The 14,852-nt window shown below is 61.5% G+C and carries 10 protein-coding genes; 3 read left to right on the plus strand and 7 right to left on the minus strand.

Annotation, left to right across the window (positions count from 1 at the left end; genetic code table 11):
- Window positions 1-693 precede the first annotated feature (693 nt).
- Both JTP94_RS00890 and JTP94_RS00895 read right to left on the minus strand, forming a co-directional pair.
- On the minus strand, window positions 694-1,164 hold the full coding sequence (locus tag JTP94_RS00890; protein ID WP_034505681.1) for an MEKHLA domain-containing protein: 471 nt from the start codon (window positions 1,162-1,164) through the stop codon (window positions 694-696).
- 174 nt (window positions 1,165-1,338) lie between these two features.
- Window positions 1,339-2,241, minus strand: a complete 903-nt coding sequence (locus JTP94_RS00895; RefSeq protein ID WP_204848686.1) for a LysR family transcriptional regulator — start codon at window positions 2,239-2,241, stop codon at window positions 1,339-1,341.
- Window positions 2,242-2,380: 139 nt separating this feature from the next.
- On the opposite strand from JTP94_RS00895, the gene JTP94_RS00900 reads away from it, so the two are divergent.
- From JTP94_RS00900 to JTP94_RS00910, 3 genes are all read left to right on the plus strand, one after another.
- Window positions 2,381-3,610, plus strand: coding sequence for an HlyD family secretion protein (locus JTP94_RS00900; protein WP_204848687.1), 1,230 nt, complete (start codon window positions 2,381-2,383; stop codon window positions 3,608-3,610).
- A 77-nt stretch (window positions 3,611-3,687) separates the two neighbouring features.
- Window positions 3,688-5,298 (plus strand): MDR family MFS transporter, encoded by a 1,611-nt coding sequence (locus JTP94_RS00905; RefSeq protein ID WP_204848688.1) that lies wholly within the window; start codon window positions 3,688-3,690, stop codon window positions 5,296-5,298.
- 48 nt (window positions 5,299-5,346) lie between these two features.
- On the plus strand, window positions 5,347-6,534 hold the full coding sequence (locus tag JTP94_RS00910; protein ID WP_409456577.1) for an adenylate/guanylate cyclase domain-containing protein: 1,188 nt from the start codon (window positions 5,347-5,349) through the stop codon (window positions 6,532-6,534).
- A gap of 268 nt (window positions 6,535-6,802) precedes the next feature.
- Here the strand turns inward: JTP94_RS00910 and JTP94_RS00915 are convergent, their stop codons facing one another.
- The 5 genes from JTP94_RS00915 to JTP94_RS00935 all read right to left on the minus strand — a co-directional run bounded on the left by JTP94_RS00915 (window position 6,803) and on the right by JTP94_RS00935 (window position 14,762).
- A complete protein-coding gene (locus JTP94_RS00915) occupies window positions 6,803-7,327 on the minus strand; it encodes an invasion associated locus B family protein (RefSeq protein WP_204848690.1) in 525 nt (174 codons plus the stop codon).
- A 191-nt stretch (window positions 7,328-7,518) separates the two neighbouring features.
- A complete protein-coding gene (locus tag JTP94_RS00920) occupies window positions 7,519-7,989 on the minus strand; it encodes a DUF4189 domain-containing protein (RefSeq protein WP_204848691.1) in 471 nt (156 codons plus the stop codon).
- On the minus strand, window positions 7,986-8,681 hold the full coding sequence (locus JTP94_RS00925) for a hypothetical protein (protein ID WP_204848692.1): 696 nt from the start codon (window positions 8,679-8,681) through the stop codon (window positions 7,986-7,988). The genes JTP94_RS00920 and JTP94_RS00925 overlap by 4 nt, the downstream gene beginning before the upstream one ends.
- 14 nt (window positions 8,682-8,695) lie before the next feature.
- Window positions 8,696-9,271, minus strand: coding sequence for an invasion associated locus B family protein (locus JTP94_RS00930; RefSeq protein ID WP_204848693.1), 576 nt, complete (start codon window positions 9,269-9,271; stop codon window positions 8,696-8,698).
- Window positions 9,272-9,278: 7 nt separating this feature from the next.
- On the minus strand, window positions 9,279-14,762 hold the full coding sequence (locus JTP94_RS00935; protein WP_312038130.1) for a YadA-like family protein: 5,484 nt from the start codon (window positions 14,760-14,762) through the stop codon (window positions 9,279-9,281).
- Window positions 14,763-14,852: the final 90 nt, after the last annotated feature.

A 14,852-nucleotide genomic window follows, 5' to 3' on the forward strand; every position in this document is an offset into this window, starting at 1 on the left:
AAGCTTTCTGAGTTTCCAGAAGTCACACCAATTCACGTGCGATCGATCTTCGCCATGGACTCGCAGGCAATAAACTCCGCGCTTACGGACGCAGGTCATTCGACGTATCGCAGACCTGTAGCTGGCATTGGCGTCCCCCAGCGGAGGTCAGGGTAAGGCGCTCGGTAAGCTTGCTTTGGCAGCGATCCGGGCCATCGACAAATCGGTCAAACAATGGGACGCCGCGTGGAGATGAGTAGTGAATAACCACTGCGCCACGCTGACGAATGGTCGTCTGGAGTGTCTCACAGCTTGCGGCAACGGAGGGGGTCCCTGCCTCCGCAACAGCAGGCGCAATACATATCGCGAAGACGAGCATGCCAATCGAATTTTTCATGTTGCTCTCACAATTGTCGTTCGAGAAAGTTGCAGACAACAAAGCATATGGAGAACCATCGAGCACTCCGTTTATTGCTGTGGAACCCGTATTAGCCGGATAATACTCGAATAAATTACAGCTCATAGTGGAATGTCAAATTTTGACGAACCGGGCTGCCGCGCCCGGGATACCCTGGCGTGGCGTCTTCGATCATTTAATCTCAACAGGGCTGCTGCCTCATCCTTCGCCTTGGGAGAATTCGAGCCGTCGGCCTTCACAATCAGCTTTGTCGGCTTCTGGGGCGATAGCGAGACGGTAGCTATCGCCGCGCAAGCCTAGGCGTCTTTCCATCTGGAAAACGTCGCTGCCTGTCCGCACCTGATCCCATCACGATCGACGAGCTGCCAGACAATGCCGTCCTCGATCCAGAAGCGCCGCCCGGATTTTGCAATCCTCAGCCCACGATAGTCGGAAATAAAGCCATTGCGCGTCACCGCATCCAACAACCGCTGGCGTTCCGCGCGATTGGGAAGCTCCGCCGAAAGACGTGAAGGTAGGGTTACAAACTCGTCCCATGGATATTCGAAGCAATTTTGCCCGGCTTTGTTGGCATAGATGAAGCGCGGATCGGCGTCCGTGTTGTGGGCCACGACCACGAAAGGAGCATCGTGATAGAGCCAATCCGGTCCGAGCCCCTCGTCAACGAGAGGAGCCCCAACGATGCGACGAAAACTGTCGGTCAGCAGTTCGAAGAACGCTCCATCAACCGATAGATCCGCGGCATTGACTTCAGGTTCGCTAGTCATCAATTCCCTTCCCATCATCCTGTGCATCGATGGGTGCGATATCTACTAAATTGCCATCAAGATCGAAAGCAGGTGAGATGCCACACCGGCCAGAACGACCAGTTTGCCAATGAATGCCCTTCTCCTGCCCTATGCGCGAGCCAGATCGTGGCTGGCGGCAGACTACAGGATCGCTCAGGTCATCCATTTGCGATGTTCGGCAAAGCGTTCCACCAGGAGATCGATGAACAGCCGCACCTTGGTCGGCAGATGGCTGCGGTTAGGATAGACGGCATTGATGGTGAATTCCACGGGACGGTAGTCCGGCATCATGCGGATGAGCCGGCCGGCGGCGATGTCCTCGAAAATGATGAAACTCGGGCCGAGGAATATCCCCTGGCCGTTCGCCAGAAGATAACGCAACGTCTCGGCGCTGTTGGAGACGACGTTGCCGGAGACCTTGACACTCTGCTGCTTTCCCTCGGCATCCTCGAAACGCCATTCGTCGCCATAGGGATAATAAGCATATTGCAGGCAGTTGTGCTCGGCGACTTCGGCCGGCGTCTTCGGCATGGGATGGGTTTCGAGATAGGCCGGGGAGCAGACGAGCACATGGCGCCAGGGCGTGAGCTTGCGCACGACCAGCGAAGAATCCGGCGGCGGCACGGTGCGGATCGCGAGATCGTAACCCTCCTCGATCATGTCGACCATGCGCTCGCCGACGCTGAAATCGAGAGAGATCAACGGATAGAGGGCCATGAACTCGCTGATGACAGGCAAGAGGAAGCGCACGAGCGCCGTGGTAGAATAGATCTTCAGCGTGCCGCGCGGCGTGGTAGCGAGCGCGCCGGCCGCCTGGTCGGCCTCCTCGAGATCGGCGAGAATCTGCGAGGAGCGTTCGTAATAATATTTGCCGGTTTCCGTCAGGCTGACCTTGCGCGTGGTGCGGTTCAAAAGCCGCACGCCGAGGCGATCCTCCAGCGATTGCACGTGGTTACCCACCATGGTGACGGACATGTTGAGCCGGCGGGCAGCGGCGGAAAAACCGCCACATTCCACCACCCGGCCAAAGACTGCGAGGCTGGTCAGCCGATCCATATTGCCCTCGGATTATCCGCTGAGAGTTGATGATCCTTCCAGATTTAAGGAGATTATCAGAAGGACCGTTTGGACGCATCTTCTTCGCATCAAACAGGACCCCATGCAAATGGGGCTGCGATATCGAAGGAGAAGGACAATGGTCGAACTACCCCGCAACGAGGCGTTCAGGAACGCAAGCCAGGCCGAGGCCGCTCCGGCCGGCGAGATGGCAAAATCTCCCGTCGCCGAGGCTCCACATGCGCCGGTTGTCGAGGCGCCCGCCTCTGCCGCTGCTACGGCTCCCAAGACCGGCCGCAAGCTCATCAAGCGCGGCGTGCTTGCCGCCGCACTGCTGGCCGGCGTCGCCTTCGGTGCCGACTTCGGCTACCACTACTGGACGGTCGGTCGCTTCATCGAATCCACCGACGATGCCTATGTGAAGGCCGATTACACCACAATCGCCCCGAAGATTGCCGGCTACATCAAGGAGGTGCTCGTCAACGACAATGACACCGTCAAGGCCGGCCAGGTGCTTGCCCGCATCGACGACCGAGACTATCAGGCCGCTCTTTCCCAGGCGAAAGCCGATCTCAAGGCCGCAGAGGCCGCGATTGCCAACATCGATGCGCAGATATCGCTGCAGCAATCGCTGATCAACCAGGCCAAGGCGACGGTTGACGCTTCGCAGGCCTCGCTCGATTTCGCGCAATCGGATGCCGCCCGCTCGGCCCGGCTGATCAGCAATGGTGCCGGCACACAATCGCGCGTCGAACAGACGCAATCGACTCGCGATCAGGCTACCGCCGCCGTCGAGCGTGACCAGGCCGCCCTGGTTGCGGCTCAGAACAAGGTGCCGGTGCTGCAGACCCAGCGAGACCAGGCCGCCGCCCAGCGCGACCGCGCCGCCGCTGCGGTCCAGCAGGCGGAGCTCAACCTCTCCTATACGGACATTGTCGCCGCCGTCGACGGCACGGTCGGTGCCCGCTCGATCCGTCTGGGACAGTACGTCACGTCGGGCACGCAGCTGATGGCCGTCGTACCGCTGCATTCGGTCTATGTCGTCGCGAATTTCAAGGAGACGCAGTTGACCTACGTGCGTCCCGGCCAGTCGGTCGAAATCAAGGTCGACAGCTTCCCCGATGTCGCGATCAAGGGTCATGTCGACAGCCTCTCGCCGGCGAGCGGGCTGGAATTCTCGCTGCTGCCACCGGACAATGCCACCGGCAACTTCACCAAGATCGTCCAGCGCATCCCGGTGAAGATCGTCATCGACGACGAACACCTGGTGGGGCTGCGCTCCGGCATGTCGGTCGAGCCAGAAATCGATACCAAGGCCGCGCAAACCGCGCCTGCCAACGCCGAAGGGTTATCCAGTCACGCTGGATGATCCTTCCCATTCTTCGCCAATTATCATCTCAACATCGTCATGAGATTATTTCCGCATCAGTCGGAAGGAGAAGCATCATGGCCACTCTTCAGATCGTCGCAAACAACAATTCCGCCGCGGCAGCCGCCCCGGTCGCCCGGCCCGCCATGAGCCCGCTGCGCATGTGGACCGCCGTGATCGGCTCCACGCTCGGCGCCTTCATGGCCGTCTTGAACATCCAGATCGTCAATGCCTCGCTTGCCGACATCCAGGGCGCTATCGGCGCCGGCACGGATGATGGCGGCTGGATCTCGACATCCTATCTGATCGCCGAGATCGTCGTCATTCCGCTCAGCGCCTGGCTTGCCCGCGTCTTTTCGGTCCGCATCTATCTGCTGACCAATGCCATCCTCTTCCTCCTCTTCTCGGTCGCCTGCGCCTTTGCCGCAAACCTGCAACAGATGATTGTCCTGCGTGCCATACAAGGCTTCTCCGGCGGCGTCCTGATCCCGATGGCATTCACCATCATCATCACGATGCTGCCGAAACCCAAACAGCCGATAGGCCTTGCCCTTTTCGCCCTTTCCGCGACCTTCGCGCCGGCCATCGGCCCGACGATCGGCGGCTACCTCACCGAAAACTGGGGCTGGGAATATATCTTCTACGTCAATCTCGTGCCGGGTGCTCTGATGGTCGGCATGCTCTGGGCATCGCTTGATCGTTCGCCGATGAACCTTTCGCTGCTCGCCAAGGGCGATTGGCCTGGCATCATCACCATGGCGATCGGTCTTGCCGCGCTGCAGACCGTGCTTGAGGAAGGCAACAAGGACGACTGGTTCGGTTCGCCGTTCATCGTCCGCCTGTCGGTCATCGCCGCAGTCTCGCTGACACTCTTCCTCATCATCGAGCTCCGGGCCGCCCATCCGCTCCTCAACCTGCGCCTGCTGGTGCGCCGCAATTTCGGCTTCGGCATTGTCGCCAATTTCCTGCTCGGCATTGCGCTCTATGGCTCGGTCTTTATCCTGCCGATCTATCTCACGCGCATCCAGGGCTATAATTCCGAGCAGATCGGCATGGTGCTCGCCTGGACCGGCATTCCGCAGTTGATCCTGATCCCGCTGGTGCCGCAGCTGATGAAGCGCTTCGATGCCCGCCTGTTGATCCTCGTCGGCTTCGCGCTCTTTGCCGCTTCGAACTTCATGAATGTCTACATGACCGGCGACTATGCCAGCGATCAGCTGTTCTGGCCGAACATCGTGCGCGCCATCGGCCAGGCGCTTGCGTTCACGCCCCTTACGGCGATCGCCACCGCCGGTATCGAACAGGAGAATGCCGGCTCAGCCTCGGCGCTCTTCAACATGATGCGCAATCTCGGCGGCGCGGTCGGCATCGCGGCGCTGCAGACCTTTCTCACCAAACGCGAGCAGTTCCACTCGAATATCCTGACGAATTCGGTCTCGGTTTTCGAAGACGCCGCCCGAGATCGTGTCGCCAGGCTCACCAGCTATTTCATGAACCATGGCGTCAGCGACCAGGCACTTGCCACCCACAAGGCGGTCATCGCCATCGCTTCCAGCCTGCGCAAACAGGCCAACATCATGGCCTTCAGCGACACATTCTTCCTGCTCGGCGTAGCACTCGGTGTCGCCCTGCTTGCCAGCCTGTTCCTCAAGAAACCCGGTCACCTCTCCGGTGCTGGCGCGCACTGAGCGCCGCACCTGAAACAGGAGGAGATAGTCATGACCATGCTGTACGACATGCCCGAAACCGCAAGTCTAAATGCCAGGCCGACGCGCACCAGCATCAATACTGCTGCGACCCTCAGCCTCATCGAATGGCTGACTGGAGACGAGTGCCACGCTCTCGATGAAGCGGGTCTCGTCTCCGGGCTGGGGCGCCGTTTACAGGCGCTTGGCCTTCCCGTCGACCGGCTGACGCTGCACTTGATGACGCTGCACCCGGAATTCATCGGCCGCACCTTTTCCTGGGCGCCGGGCGAGCCGATCGAGATCCACGACCGCGAACATGGGATGCGGCTGGCGCTTGCCAATACCCCGCTCCAGAAGGCGTTGGAAACCCGCGAACTGTTGATCGCCGGACCAGGCGAGAGCCCGCACGGCCGCTGGCAGCACATCGATGTCTTTTCCGGCCGCGGGCTCGTGCAGCTGGTGATAGCGCCGCTCTGCAATGCCGATGGGCCGATCAGCACTGCCGTCTTCGGCACCAGGCGGCCAGGTGGTTTTACATCCACCGAGCTGCAGGTGATCGAGCGCATTCTGCCGGCGCTGCGCAACACCAGCGAGCTGCGCGTCCTGCGACAGTGCGAACTCAGCCTGCTCGACACCTATATCGGCCCCATGACGGCAAGCCGGATCCTTGCCGGACACATCCGTCGCGGCGAGATCGAATCCATGGAGGCAGCGCTTCTGCTCTGCGACCTGCGCGGCTTCACAGAATTGTCCAATCAGCTCCCTGCCAGCACCGTCCTCGGACTGCTGAACGCTTATTTTGACAAGGTGGTGCCCGCGATCACCCGGGAAGGCGGCGAGGTGCTGAAGTTCATGGGCGATGCCGTTCTCGCCTTCTTCCCTGGCATCGATGCGTCCGGAGCCTGCCAAGCCGCGTTGGTGGCTGCAAAAGCCATCCTCGATGAAGCGGACGACTTCCAATATGACGGCATCCGCGTCAAGGTCGGCATCGCGCTGCACTATGGCGAAGTCAGCTACGGCAATGTCGGCTCCGGCAACCGGCTGGATTTCACGCTGATCGGCCCCGACGTCAATGTCGTCAGCCGCATCCAGAGCATCTGCAGCGAAAGGGGCGAAGCGCTCTTGATGTCTCACTCCTTCCGCGAGAAGGCGAGCATTGGAGACGCGGTGCCGATCGGGCCGCAGCGGCTGAAGGGTTTCGCTGATGCAATGGAGCTGTTTACGATTGCGCATTGAGGAAGAGTGTCGGAGGAACGCTACTATATCCGACCGATCTTCTTAGCAGATCTCAGGACATCTCTGGCACTCGTCTGCTGTCGTGGAGTCAGCGACTTGAAGGAATTCGATCCCCCAGCGTTCGGAATCAGAACTGGGAGAATATGGCTGTAGGCATCTTGGACCTAAACCACCAGGTTCATACCATAGGCTGTGGCATCCCGCAGTTTGCGGTATTCTTCCAAGACGGAGCAAACCTCTGCCAAACTTTGGTTCTCCCCGGTATTTTCTACCTGGGACTCAAGGCGGCAACGCGATCGAGGGCCGCCGAGAAGCCGTGTAGCGACACCTGAAAGCTCAGCGGCTTGTCCGCATCAGCTGTAACCTTGAGGTTTAGGCGCGAGCCCGTCCGCAACTTTGCAAGTGTCGCGGGATCGATCGGCAACAAGGCAATACATCCCGTCGGCAAACAGGTGCGGAAACGCACCGGCTTTAAAGGCGGCTGATCATCGACATTCGGCGTTACACCGGAGTCGAGAACGATGCCGAACGGGAGGAGGAATGTTGCGATCGCACTGCCATCGGGGCGCATCTGCATCTCGACGGCGAGCAGCCTCTGACCGTTCTGCTGGGTCTGATCCTGCGAAATCGAACATGCTGGCGCCTTGTCGCGCAGGTTGCATGCAACTCGCCAGTCCTGGTAGGTCTCCTGCACGGTCGATGCGCCGTTTGGCAGAGCTGACTGGGCAAAGGCTGCCGGAGCGAGCATGAATATGAGGCTCGAACAAAGAAGGGCGAACCCCGAACGAGACATGCCGTCGATTGTCCTATGAGGTCGGGTAGATGTCGCGATGAGCAAAGGGGCGCGTCTTTCTGTTACAAGGAGGACAGGGTCCTCGATTGGTCTATAGGGTAATGAAGGACGAAGGGGTGAGGTCCGCGCGACCACTGGAAGCATGGCCTCCGTGGCTTCCATCCCGGTGGCCGCATCTAGTCATGACTGGGTCATGTACACACCCACTCGCGAACCTTGCATTGCGACCCTGAGCGCCCACATGCTTTGAGAGCAAGGTCCTCGGCATCTTGGCGCGTCGGTGCGGAATTTGCGCTCCACGGTGTGGCTCGATTGTTTTCTTGCTTGCCGATGGCGAGCGCGCCGCAGTGATAATACGGAAATCCGGTGTTATCGTCGTCTTTCCAATGCCGGTGATTGCGGAATACGCTGACCACGACACACTTGCTGCCGCCGTCCCGCTCGCAATGCTTGAGGGCGATATCCATGGCTTCCTGTCGCTTGTCGGCGCCCCAGAAGAAACCGTGTTTTTCATCTGGCGTGGAGTAGGCGATTGCGGCCCATATGCCGCGTTCGGGCGGTGGAACAGGAGCCTCCGGCTCCGTGGAGAGGTCTGCCGCGCTTGGGTGCCCTGTGGAGGCGAGCAGCATGCCGATCGCCGCAATGCTGGACCTGAATCTCATTTGGCACCTCCTTGCTTCCCTGCGGCCGACGCCACCGAGATAACGACGCAGCCGTTTCCGGCCGGCAGGAGCATCGCGTCGCCTCCGTTATTGCCAAGTTCGTAGACGCCGACCTGTCCAAGAGTGTTGATAAGCTTGCTGCCGTTCGAAAACTTTGCCGAAATATCCGTGCAGGAGGCCGTGAACGGCGCCACGCGAACCATTGATCCTTCGCAACCGGATGCGATCGGCGCGGCGAAGACGACGCCCGCAGCCGGGCCGCTATAGCCCTGAGTGGCATAGTTCATGCCCACGAGTGCTTGCACCGCATGCTTGTCGGCTGCCCCGTTATTCCAGACCGACTGGACATTGTATTGGGTGCCGTTTGTCAACAATTCGCCGAGCGCGGGAAAGACGGTGGAGCAGGATTGCAAGCCGGCCTGTTTGGCGTGCTGCAGAAACGGCGTGTCGGCCAGGGCTTGATTGGCTTCGTTGGTCCCGGCAACCGCCGGCTGCGATATGAAATTCTCGACCGTGTCATATTGCATGACGATGGCGGCGGCGGCACTGACAACGGCAATTGCGAGCAGCGAGAAAATGACTGTTTTCCGCCAACCCCGCTTCGGCTTCTCTTGGTCGCTGACCAAGCTTTGACTCTCAGCGCCGTTCTGGTTACGGGACATTATTCGATCGTGGATTGATTGCTGATTCATTGAATATGGATCCGTCAATTTATCGCCTTAACGGCTGTGGAAAGGCCCTTGAGGGTCGCGGTCACGCTGATCGTCGTCCCATCTGTCGTCAAATAAGAGATCATTGGCGCCGCGTTTTTCGAAATCTGTTCACGCAGTACAGGCCCCACCGGCAGCATGCCGACGCAAACCGCTTTGCTGCATCCTTCGAGTTGGACTTGTATCGGTTCTTTGCGTCCCTCGAACCTCAGCGAGACAAGGCCGTCGCTCCTGGCAACCGGCGCGGTGCGCAAGATCATGTAAGGACTGCCTTTCTTGTTGGCCGCAAGCGACCAGCTGAACGCAACCTGTCCTGCCTGGTTCTCGATGATCTGGGTAACGTTGCAAACCCGTTGGCGGATCTTCAGGTTTTCGTCGCAAATCAGTGTCCAGTTTTCGAACGGACGAATGGTCCTCTGATAGTCACCAAGCTTCAGCTCCGGAGGCACGACGACTTCGGAAGGCTTTATTCGATAGTCGGAAGAGGCTGCCTCCTGTGCGGCCGCGGGCGGACCGAACAGGAGCAGACAGGCGATGAAAGCCACAACGCCGGAAAGCGTTCCCTTGACCATATCGGACTCAATTCAAAGTGAAGCTGAGACCGGCGCCGATACCGACTTGCCCGCCGGCTGCCGTACCCGACAAATTCCCTCGAACCCGGCCATTTTCACTGGTGTAGCCTGCACCGAAGGCCAAGGCACCTTCTCCCCGCCACAGGCCGCCGCCGACCGCCACGCTTACCTTGCCGGGGCGATCGTCATAACGAAGCGATGCCGCGGCAAGCCCTATTGCGGCCGCCTGCCTCGCCTCCGAGCGTACGTCGCCAATCTCCTGGTTCAGCTGACCGAATTTCTGGTCCGTATAGCTGTTGGCCGCAGTCAACGTGTTGGCGGCAGCGGTGTCCGTATAGGATTTGACCTGAGTGACGCTATCGCCCAATTGGGCAACATTCACGGCATCCGTGGGGGCGACGCCCTTGCCAACGTTGGAGATGACCACCGGCGCATTGACGTCACCGCCCTGCAAGGTGATGCTGTTCTTCTTGCTGCCATCCGGATTGAGGTCATACGTGACGGCATTTTTGGTGATAGTTCCAACACCGGTCTGCAGACTTTCAACCGCGGAATTGGTGGCATAAAGCTGTGATCCGTTTATGGCGTCCGTACTGTCAGCCGAAATGCGGCCCGCCGCGACATTGGTTATGGTCCGCTCCGCGCCTTGAGCACCAACGCTGACGGTACCGACAGGCGTGGTCCCGGCAAAATCATAGTGCTGTCCTTGAATGGTCGTTCCGGACGTACCGACAGCCGCCTGTGTTACGGAACCGGAGCCCAATGCCACATCACTGGCATTGTTGGCCTGCGCGCCCTGGCCGAGAGCAACAGCCCCCTGTCCCACGGCGGTGGCTCCATGTCCGGCCGCCAGGCTGTCCGTTCCGCTGGCGACGCTTTCCGGGCCAATCGAGACGCTATCAGTGCCTGAGGCCTGCGAGTCCGCCAGCGTCGAATTGGCATGGAAATACTTGATCCCGCCGCCGCTGGTGATGTTGGTCAGCGTGCTATCGACCGCGCCGAAGGCGTCATAGACGGTCGAATAGCTGTTGCCCTGGACATTGTAAGTCGGACCGGTGACCGAGCCATCGGGATTGACCACGGTCGTACCCCCGAAGAGATTGGCGACATTTTGCGAGACGCCACGCAACTGCGAGACGTTGACCGCGTCTGTATTTGCCGAACCGGCGGCAAGATTTGTCAACTTGCGCTCCGCTCCCGCAGAGCCGATCGACACCTCGCCGACCGAGGTCTGCGGGCTCGCAAGAGCGTAAGCCGTGTAGTTCGTCTCAGCGCCGACGGTGGTTATCGATTGCGCGCCGAGCGCAACGCTATTGATGTTGTTGCTTTGCGCACCAGCGCCGAGCGCGACCGATTGAATGCCCGCTGCCGTCGAATTCGTGCCGAGTGCCACGCCGTCAGCCAGCATGACGTGAGCGTTCTGGCCGATCGCCGTCCCGCCGGGCGCCACCTGATCAACGATGGCACCGTTGCCGATACCGATGCCGTTGTCCCCATTGACCACCGTGGTCGGGCCTACCGCCACCGACTCTGCGCCGACGGCGAGGGAATCGCCGGCGGCCGAGTTCGCATGGAAGTATTTGCCCGGCGTCGTTGCGACCGAAGCGATGGCACCCTGGAGCTGTCGAACCGTGACGGCATCCTGAGCGCTGGTGCCGTCAGCGACGTTGATGATTTGCCGGTAGGACGTGCTCGAACCGACCGATACTGCGCCCAAAAGTGTTTTATCGGTCGTATTGTATTGGATGAAGTTCGTTGGACCGGCCGCGATCTGGCCAGTGGTCGGCGCCAGGGCGCGATCGGAAATCGATCCGGAGCCGAGGGCGACCCCACCGTCGATGGTGGCCTGGCTTTCTCTTCCAAGCGCGAGCGAACTGTCGGCTACAGCGGTAGCGTTATATCCGACCGCGGTGGAGCCGACGCCCTGAGCGGAGGAATCGCTGACAGCAAGCGTGCTGTCATTGGTGCGCACATATCGGATGCCCTTACCGTTGGCATCCGTAAAGGTCGTCGATGTGTCGCCGGCAATATTGGTGATCGTATTGCCGAGATTGCTGATATCCGTCGTATTCTGCGTGACCTGATTGCCAAGGCTGTCGACCGCCTGGTTGGTCGCGAAGAGCTGCGAGCCGTTGATCGCATCCGTCGAGGATCCGCTGATCCGCCCCGCCGCCACATTGGTGATGGTGCGCTCGGCGCCGACCGCACCGACGCTGACCGTCGAGGTCGGAGTGGTGCCCTGGAAGGTATAGGTCGTGCCGTTGATCACCGCATTGGGCGTGCCGACCGCGACGGCGGTCACCGAGCCGGAACCCAGCGCCACGTCGCCTGCGTTGCCCGCGGTGGCATTGGTGCCTAGCGCGGTCGCATCCGCGGCGCTGGCATTCGCCTGTTTGCCGAGAGCGGTTGCTTCAACGGCGGTTGCAAACGCGTTCTGGCCGATCGCGGTGCTAGACGTCGCCGTGGCATTGGCATTGGGTCCAACGGCGGTGCTGTATTGGCCTGTGGCCTGGGATATGTATCCAAACGCCGTTGCATTGAGGCCCGATGCCACTGCGCCGTTGCCGATGGCCGAGGCGCTGACGCCGGAGGCGCTCGAGTTGGTGCCGGCCGCAATGGCGCTCGTCCCCGCCGCGGTCGAGACCGGCCCGATCGCGACCGAATCCGTACCCGTCGCCGACGAGTCCGCCAGTGTCGAGTTCGCATGGAAATACTTGATGCCGCCGCCGACGTTGATGTTGTTGAGCGTGGTGCCGATGGCATCGACCGCCTGGTTGGTGGCAAAGAGCTGCGAGCCGTTGATCGCATCTGTCGAGGACCCGCTGATCCGCCCCGCCGCCACATTGGTGATGGTGCGCTCGGCGCCAACAGCACCGACGCTGACCGTCGAGGTCGGAGTAGTGCCCTGGAAGCTATAGGTCGTGCCGTTGATCACCGCACTGGGCGTGCCGACCGCGACATCGGTGACACTGCCCGAGCCGAGCGCGACGGCGCCTGCGTTGCCGGCGGTGGCGTTGGTGCCCAGCGCGGTCGCATCCGCGGCGCTGGCATTCGCCTGTTTGCCGAGAGCGGTCGCTTCAACGTCGGTTGCAAACGCGTTCTGGCCGATCGCGGTGCTGGACGTCGCCGTAGCATTGGCATTGGGTCCAACGGCGGTGCTGAATTGGCCTGTAGCGTTGGATATGTATCCAAACGCCGTTGCATTGAGGCCCGATGCTACGGCGCCGTTGCCGATGGCCGAGGCACTGATGCCGGAGGCGCTCGAGTTGGTGCCGGCCGCAATGGCGCTCGCCCCCGCCGCGGTCGAGACCGGCCCGATCGCGACCGAATCCGTACCCGTCGCCGACGAGTCCGCCAGCGTCGAATTGGCGTGGAAATACTTGATGCCGCCACCGTTGTTAATGTTGGTGACCGTGGTGCCGATGGCGTCGACCGCCTGGTTGGTCGCGAAGAGCTGCGAGCCGTTGATCGCATCCGTCGAGGATCCGCTGATCCGCCCCGCCGCCACATTGGTGATGGTGCGCTCGGCACCCACTGCGCCGACGCTGACCGTCGAGGTCGGGGTGGTGCCCTGGAAGCTATAGGTCGTGCCGTTGATCACCGCACTGGGCGTGCCGACCGCGACCGCAGTTACCGAGCCGGAACCCAGCGCCACGTCGCCGGAGCTCGCGGCCGCCGTCGCGCCATTGCCCAGGGCGACGTTGCCGACGAAACCGGATGCGCCCGCGGTGGAGCCATTGCCCAATGCCACGGAGCCCTGGCCGATCGCCTTGTTGTTGTTGCCGATCGCAACTGCGCCGGCCGCCTGGTTGGCGGCGGTGGCGGTCGCTGTGCCGTCGCTGTTGGCGATGTTGTTGGCGCCGCCGGTGAAGGCGCCGGTGCCGCTGGCAAAACTGGGATCACCGATGGCGACCGCGCCGTCGCCGAAAGCGGTGTTGCCGGAGCCAATGGAAACGGCCTTGCCGCCTGTTGCCACTGCATTTTTGCCCATGGCGACCGCTTCCACCGAATCCGCTTTCGCGCTGGCGCCTATGGCGATGGCGCTGGTTGCGGTCGCCCCGCTTGCGCGCCCCATCGCAATGGCATCGACCTGGGATGCACTCACATCTGTACCGATGGCGATGGCGCTCTGTCCACTGGCGCCTGCTCCAGCAGTGCGCGAGCCGAGATAGACGGAGTTTAAGCCGGACGCAGTCGCCGCAGCGCCGACAGCGACGGAATTCTGGGCGCTGGTTACGGCGCCGATACCGAGTGCGGTGCTGCTGAGCCCGCTGGCGTTGGCACTGACGCCGGCAGCGAGCGAATTGTTTCCTGTCGCCTGCGTTCCAGATCCGTACGAGGATGCGTTTGTGCCACTGGCGACAGCCTGGCGTCCTGTGGCAGTGGAATTGTCACCGCTAGCGCTGGCGCCGGCGCCGGTGGCAACCGAAAGAACGCCACTGGAATTCGCATTGTTGCCGAGCGCGATGCCGGAAGTCGCGGTACTGGCGACGATTGCGCCCGATCCTATCGCAACGCCGCCACCGGCAGCGAGCGTCTGCGCCTGGTTACCCAAGGCGACCCCGAAAGCTCCCGACGCAACGGCGGTAGGGCCGATGGCGACCGAGCTGGTCGCCGATGCAGCGGCTGACGCGCCGATGGCGATGGTGTTGGCGCCCGTGGCGTTGGCGAGATAGCCCACGGCAGCGGTCTGCAAGCCGGAGGCGGTTGCCCCGTTTCCGACTGCCGTGGACTGGTTCGCCGACGCTGTGGCGGAGGTTCCGAACGCGCTGGCCCCGGTCCCCGTCGCGGAAGCGCTCGAACCCACGGCGCTCGACCATGCGCCCGTGGCCGTTGAGGCCGTACCGAGCGCAACGGACTCGAAGGTAAAGCCGGCAGGAGCTGTGCCGCTTGCATTCGCATTCGTGCCAATGGCAACGGGAGAACCGCCGCCCGTTCCGGCGTTTGCCTTGGCGCCGACCCCCATGGCTATCGCGGCACCGTTTGCAGATGAGGCGTTGGAGGACAATCCAATCGCTACCGAGGCGCCACCCGAAGCGCTGGCCGTTGAGCCGAGGGCGAGGGCGTTTGTCCCGTTTGCAGTGGTGTTGACACCGAAGGCTGAAGCTCCGTCCGCAAGTGCGCGGGCGTTCCCGCCTACGGCAAGAGCATTGACGCCGGTCGCGTTCGCGAAGACACCCATGCCTATGGCGTTGAGACCATTGACACCCATCGAATAGCCGATGGCGATCGAAGCATTGCCTGTTGCGGTGTTAGAGGTGCCCAACGCCACGGCGTTCTGGCCATTCGCTTGGGCAGCGTTACCGATGGCGACGGCGTTGGGGGAGGTCGTTGACCCGCCGCCGGCGGCGTACTGCGCCAGCGCCGGCGTGGCGATGCCACCGAATGCGATCGTGCCCAGCGCCACAGCCCCACCGATTCCCAACGACCCAAGCCCCAACCCCTTACGCTTTATGCCAAGCGCGCGATGCGCCAGACGCAAAACCGCCATCAACCGCCGACGAAGCGAACGACTGTCGCTTCTCCCCGAAATCCAGTTTCGAGCAAATCCGGGACGAGATTTAGTCTGCAGATGCTCCCC

This window comes from Martinezella lusitana (assembly GCF_016901135.1).
GTDB classification, from domain to species: Bacteria; Pseudomonadota; Alphaproteobacteria; order Rhizobiales; family Rhizobiaceae; genus Rhizobium; species Rhizobium lusitanum_D.

Coding starts and splice junctions, on each gene's coding strand:
- JTP94_RS00890 (WP_034505681.1), bottom strand. CDS start 1,164: ATGACTAGCGAACCTGAAGTCAATGCCGCGGATCTATCGGTTGATGGA.
- JTP94_RS00895 (WP_204848686.1), bottom strand. CDS start 2,241: ATGGATCGGCTGACCAGCCTCGCAGTCTTTGGCCGGGTGGTGGAATGT.
- JTP94_RS00900 (WP_204848687.1), top strand. CDS start 2,381: ATGGTCGAACTACCCCGCAACGAGGCGTTCAGGAACGCAAGCCAGGCC.
- JTP94_RS00905 (WP_204848688.1), top strand. CDS start 3,688: ATGGCCACTCTTCAGATCGTCGCAAACAACAATTCCGCCGCGGCAGCC.
- JTP94_RS00910 (WP_409456577.1), top strand. CDS start 5,347: ATGCCCGAAACCGCAAGTCTAAATGCCAGGCCGACGCGCACCAGCATC.
- JTP94_RS00915 (WP_204848690.1), bottom strand. CDS start 7,327: ATGTCTCGTTCGGGGTTCGCCCTTCTTTGTTCGAGCCTCATATTCATG.
- JTP94_RS00920 (WP_204848691.1), bottom strand. CDS start 7,989: ATGAGATTCAGGTCCAGCATTGCGGCGATCGGCATGCTGCTCGCCTCC.
- JTP94_RS00925 (WP_204848692.1), bottom strand. CDS start 8,681: ATGAATCAGCAATCAATCCACGATCGAATAATGTCCCGTAACCAGAAC.
- JTP94_RS00930 (WP_204848693.1), bottom strand. CDS start 9,271: ATGGTCAAGGGAACGCTTTCCGGCGTTGTGGCTTTCATCGCCTGTCTG.
- JTP94_RS00935 (WP_312038130.1), bottom strand. CDS start 14,762: ATGGCGGTTTTGCGTCTGGCGCATCGCGCGCTTGGCATAAAGCGTAAG.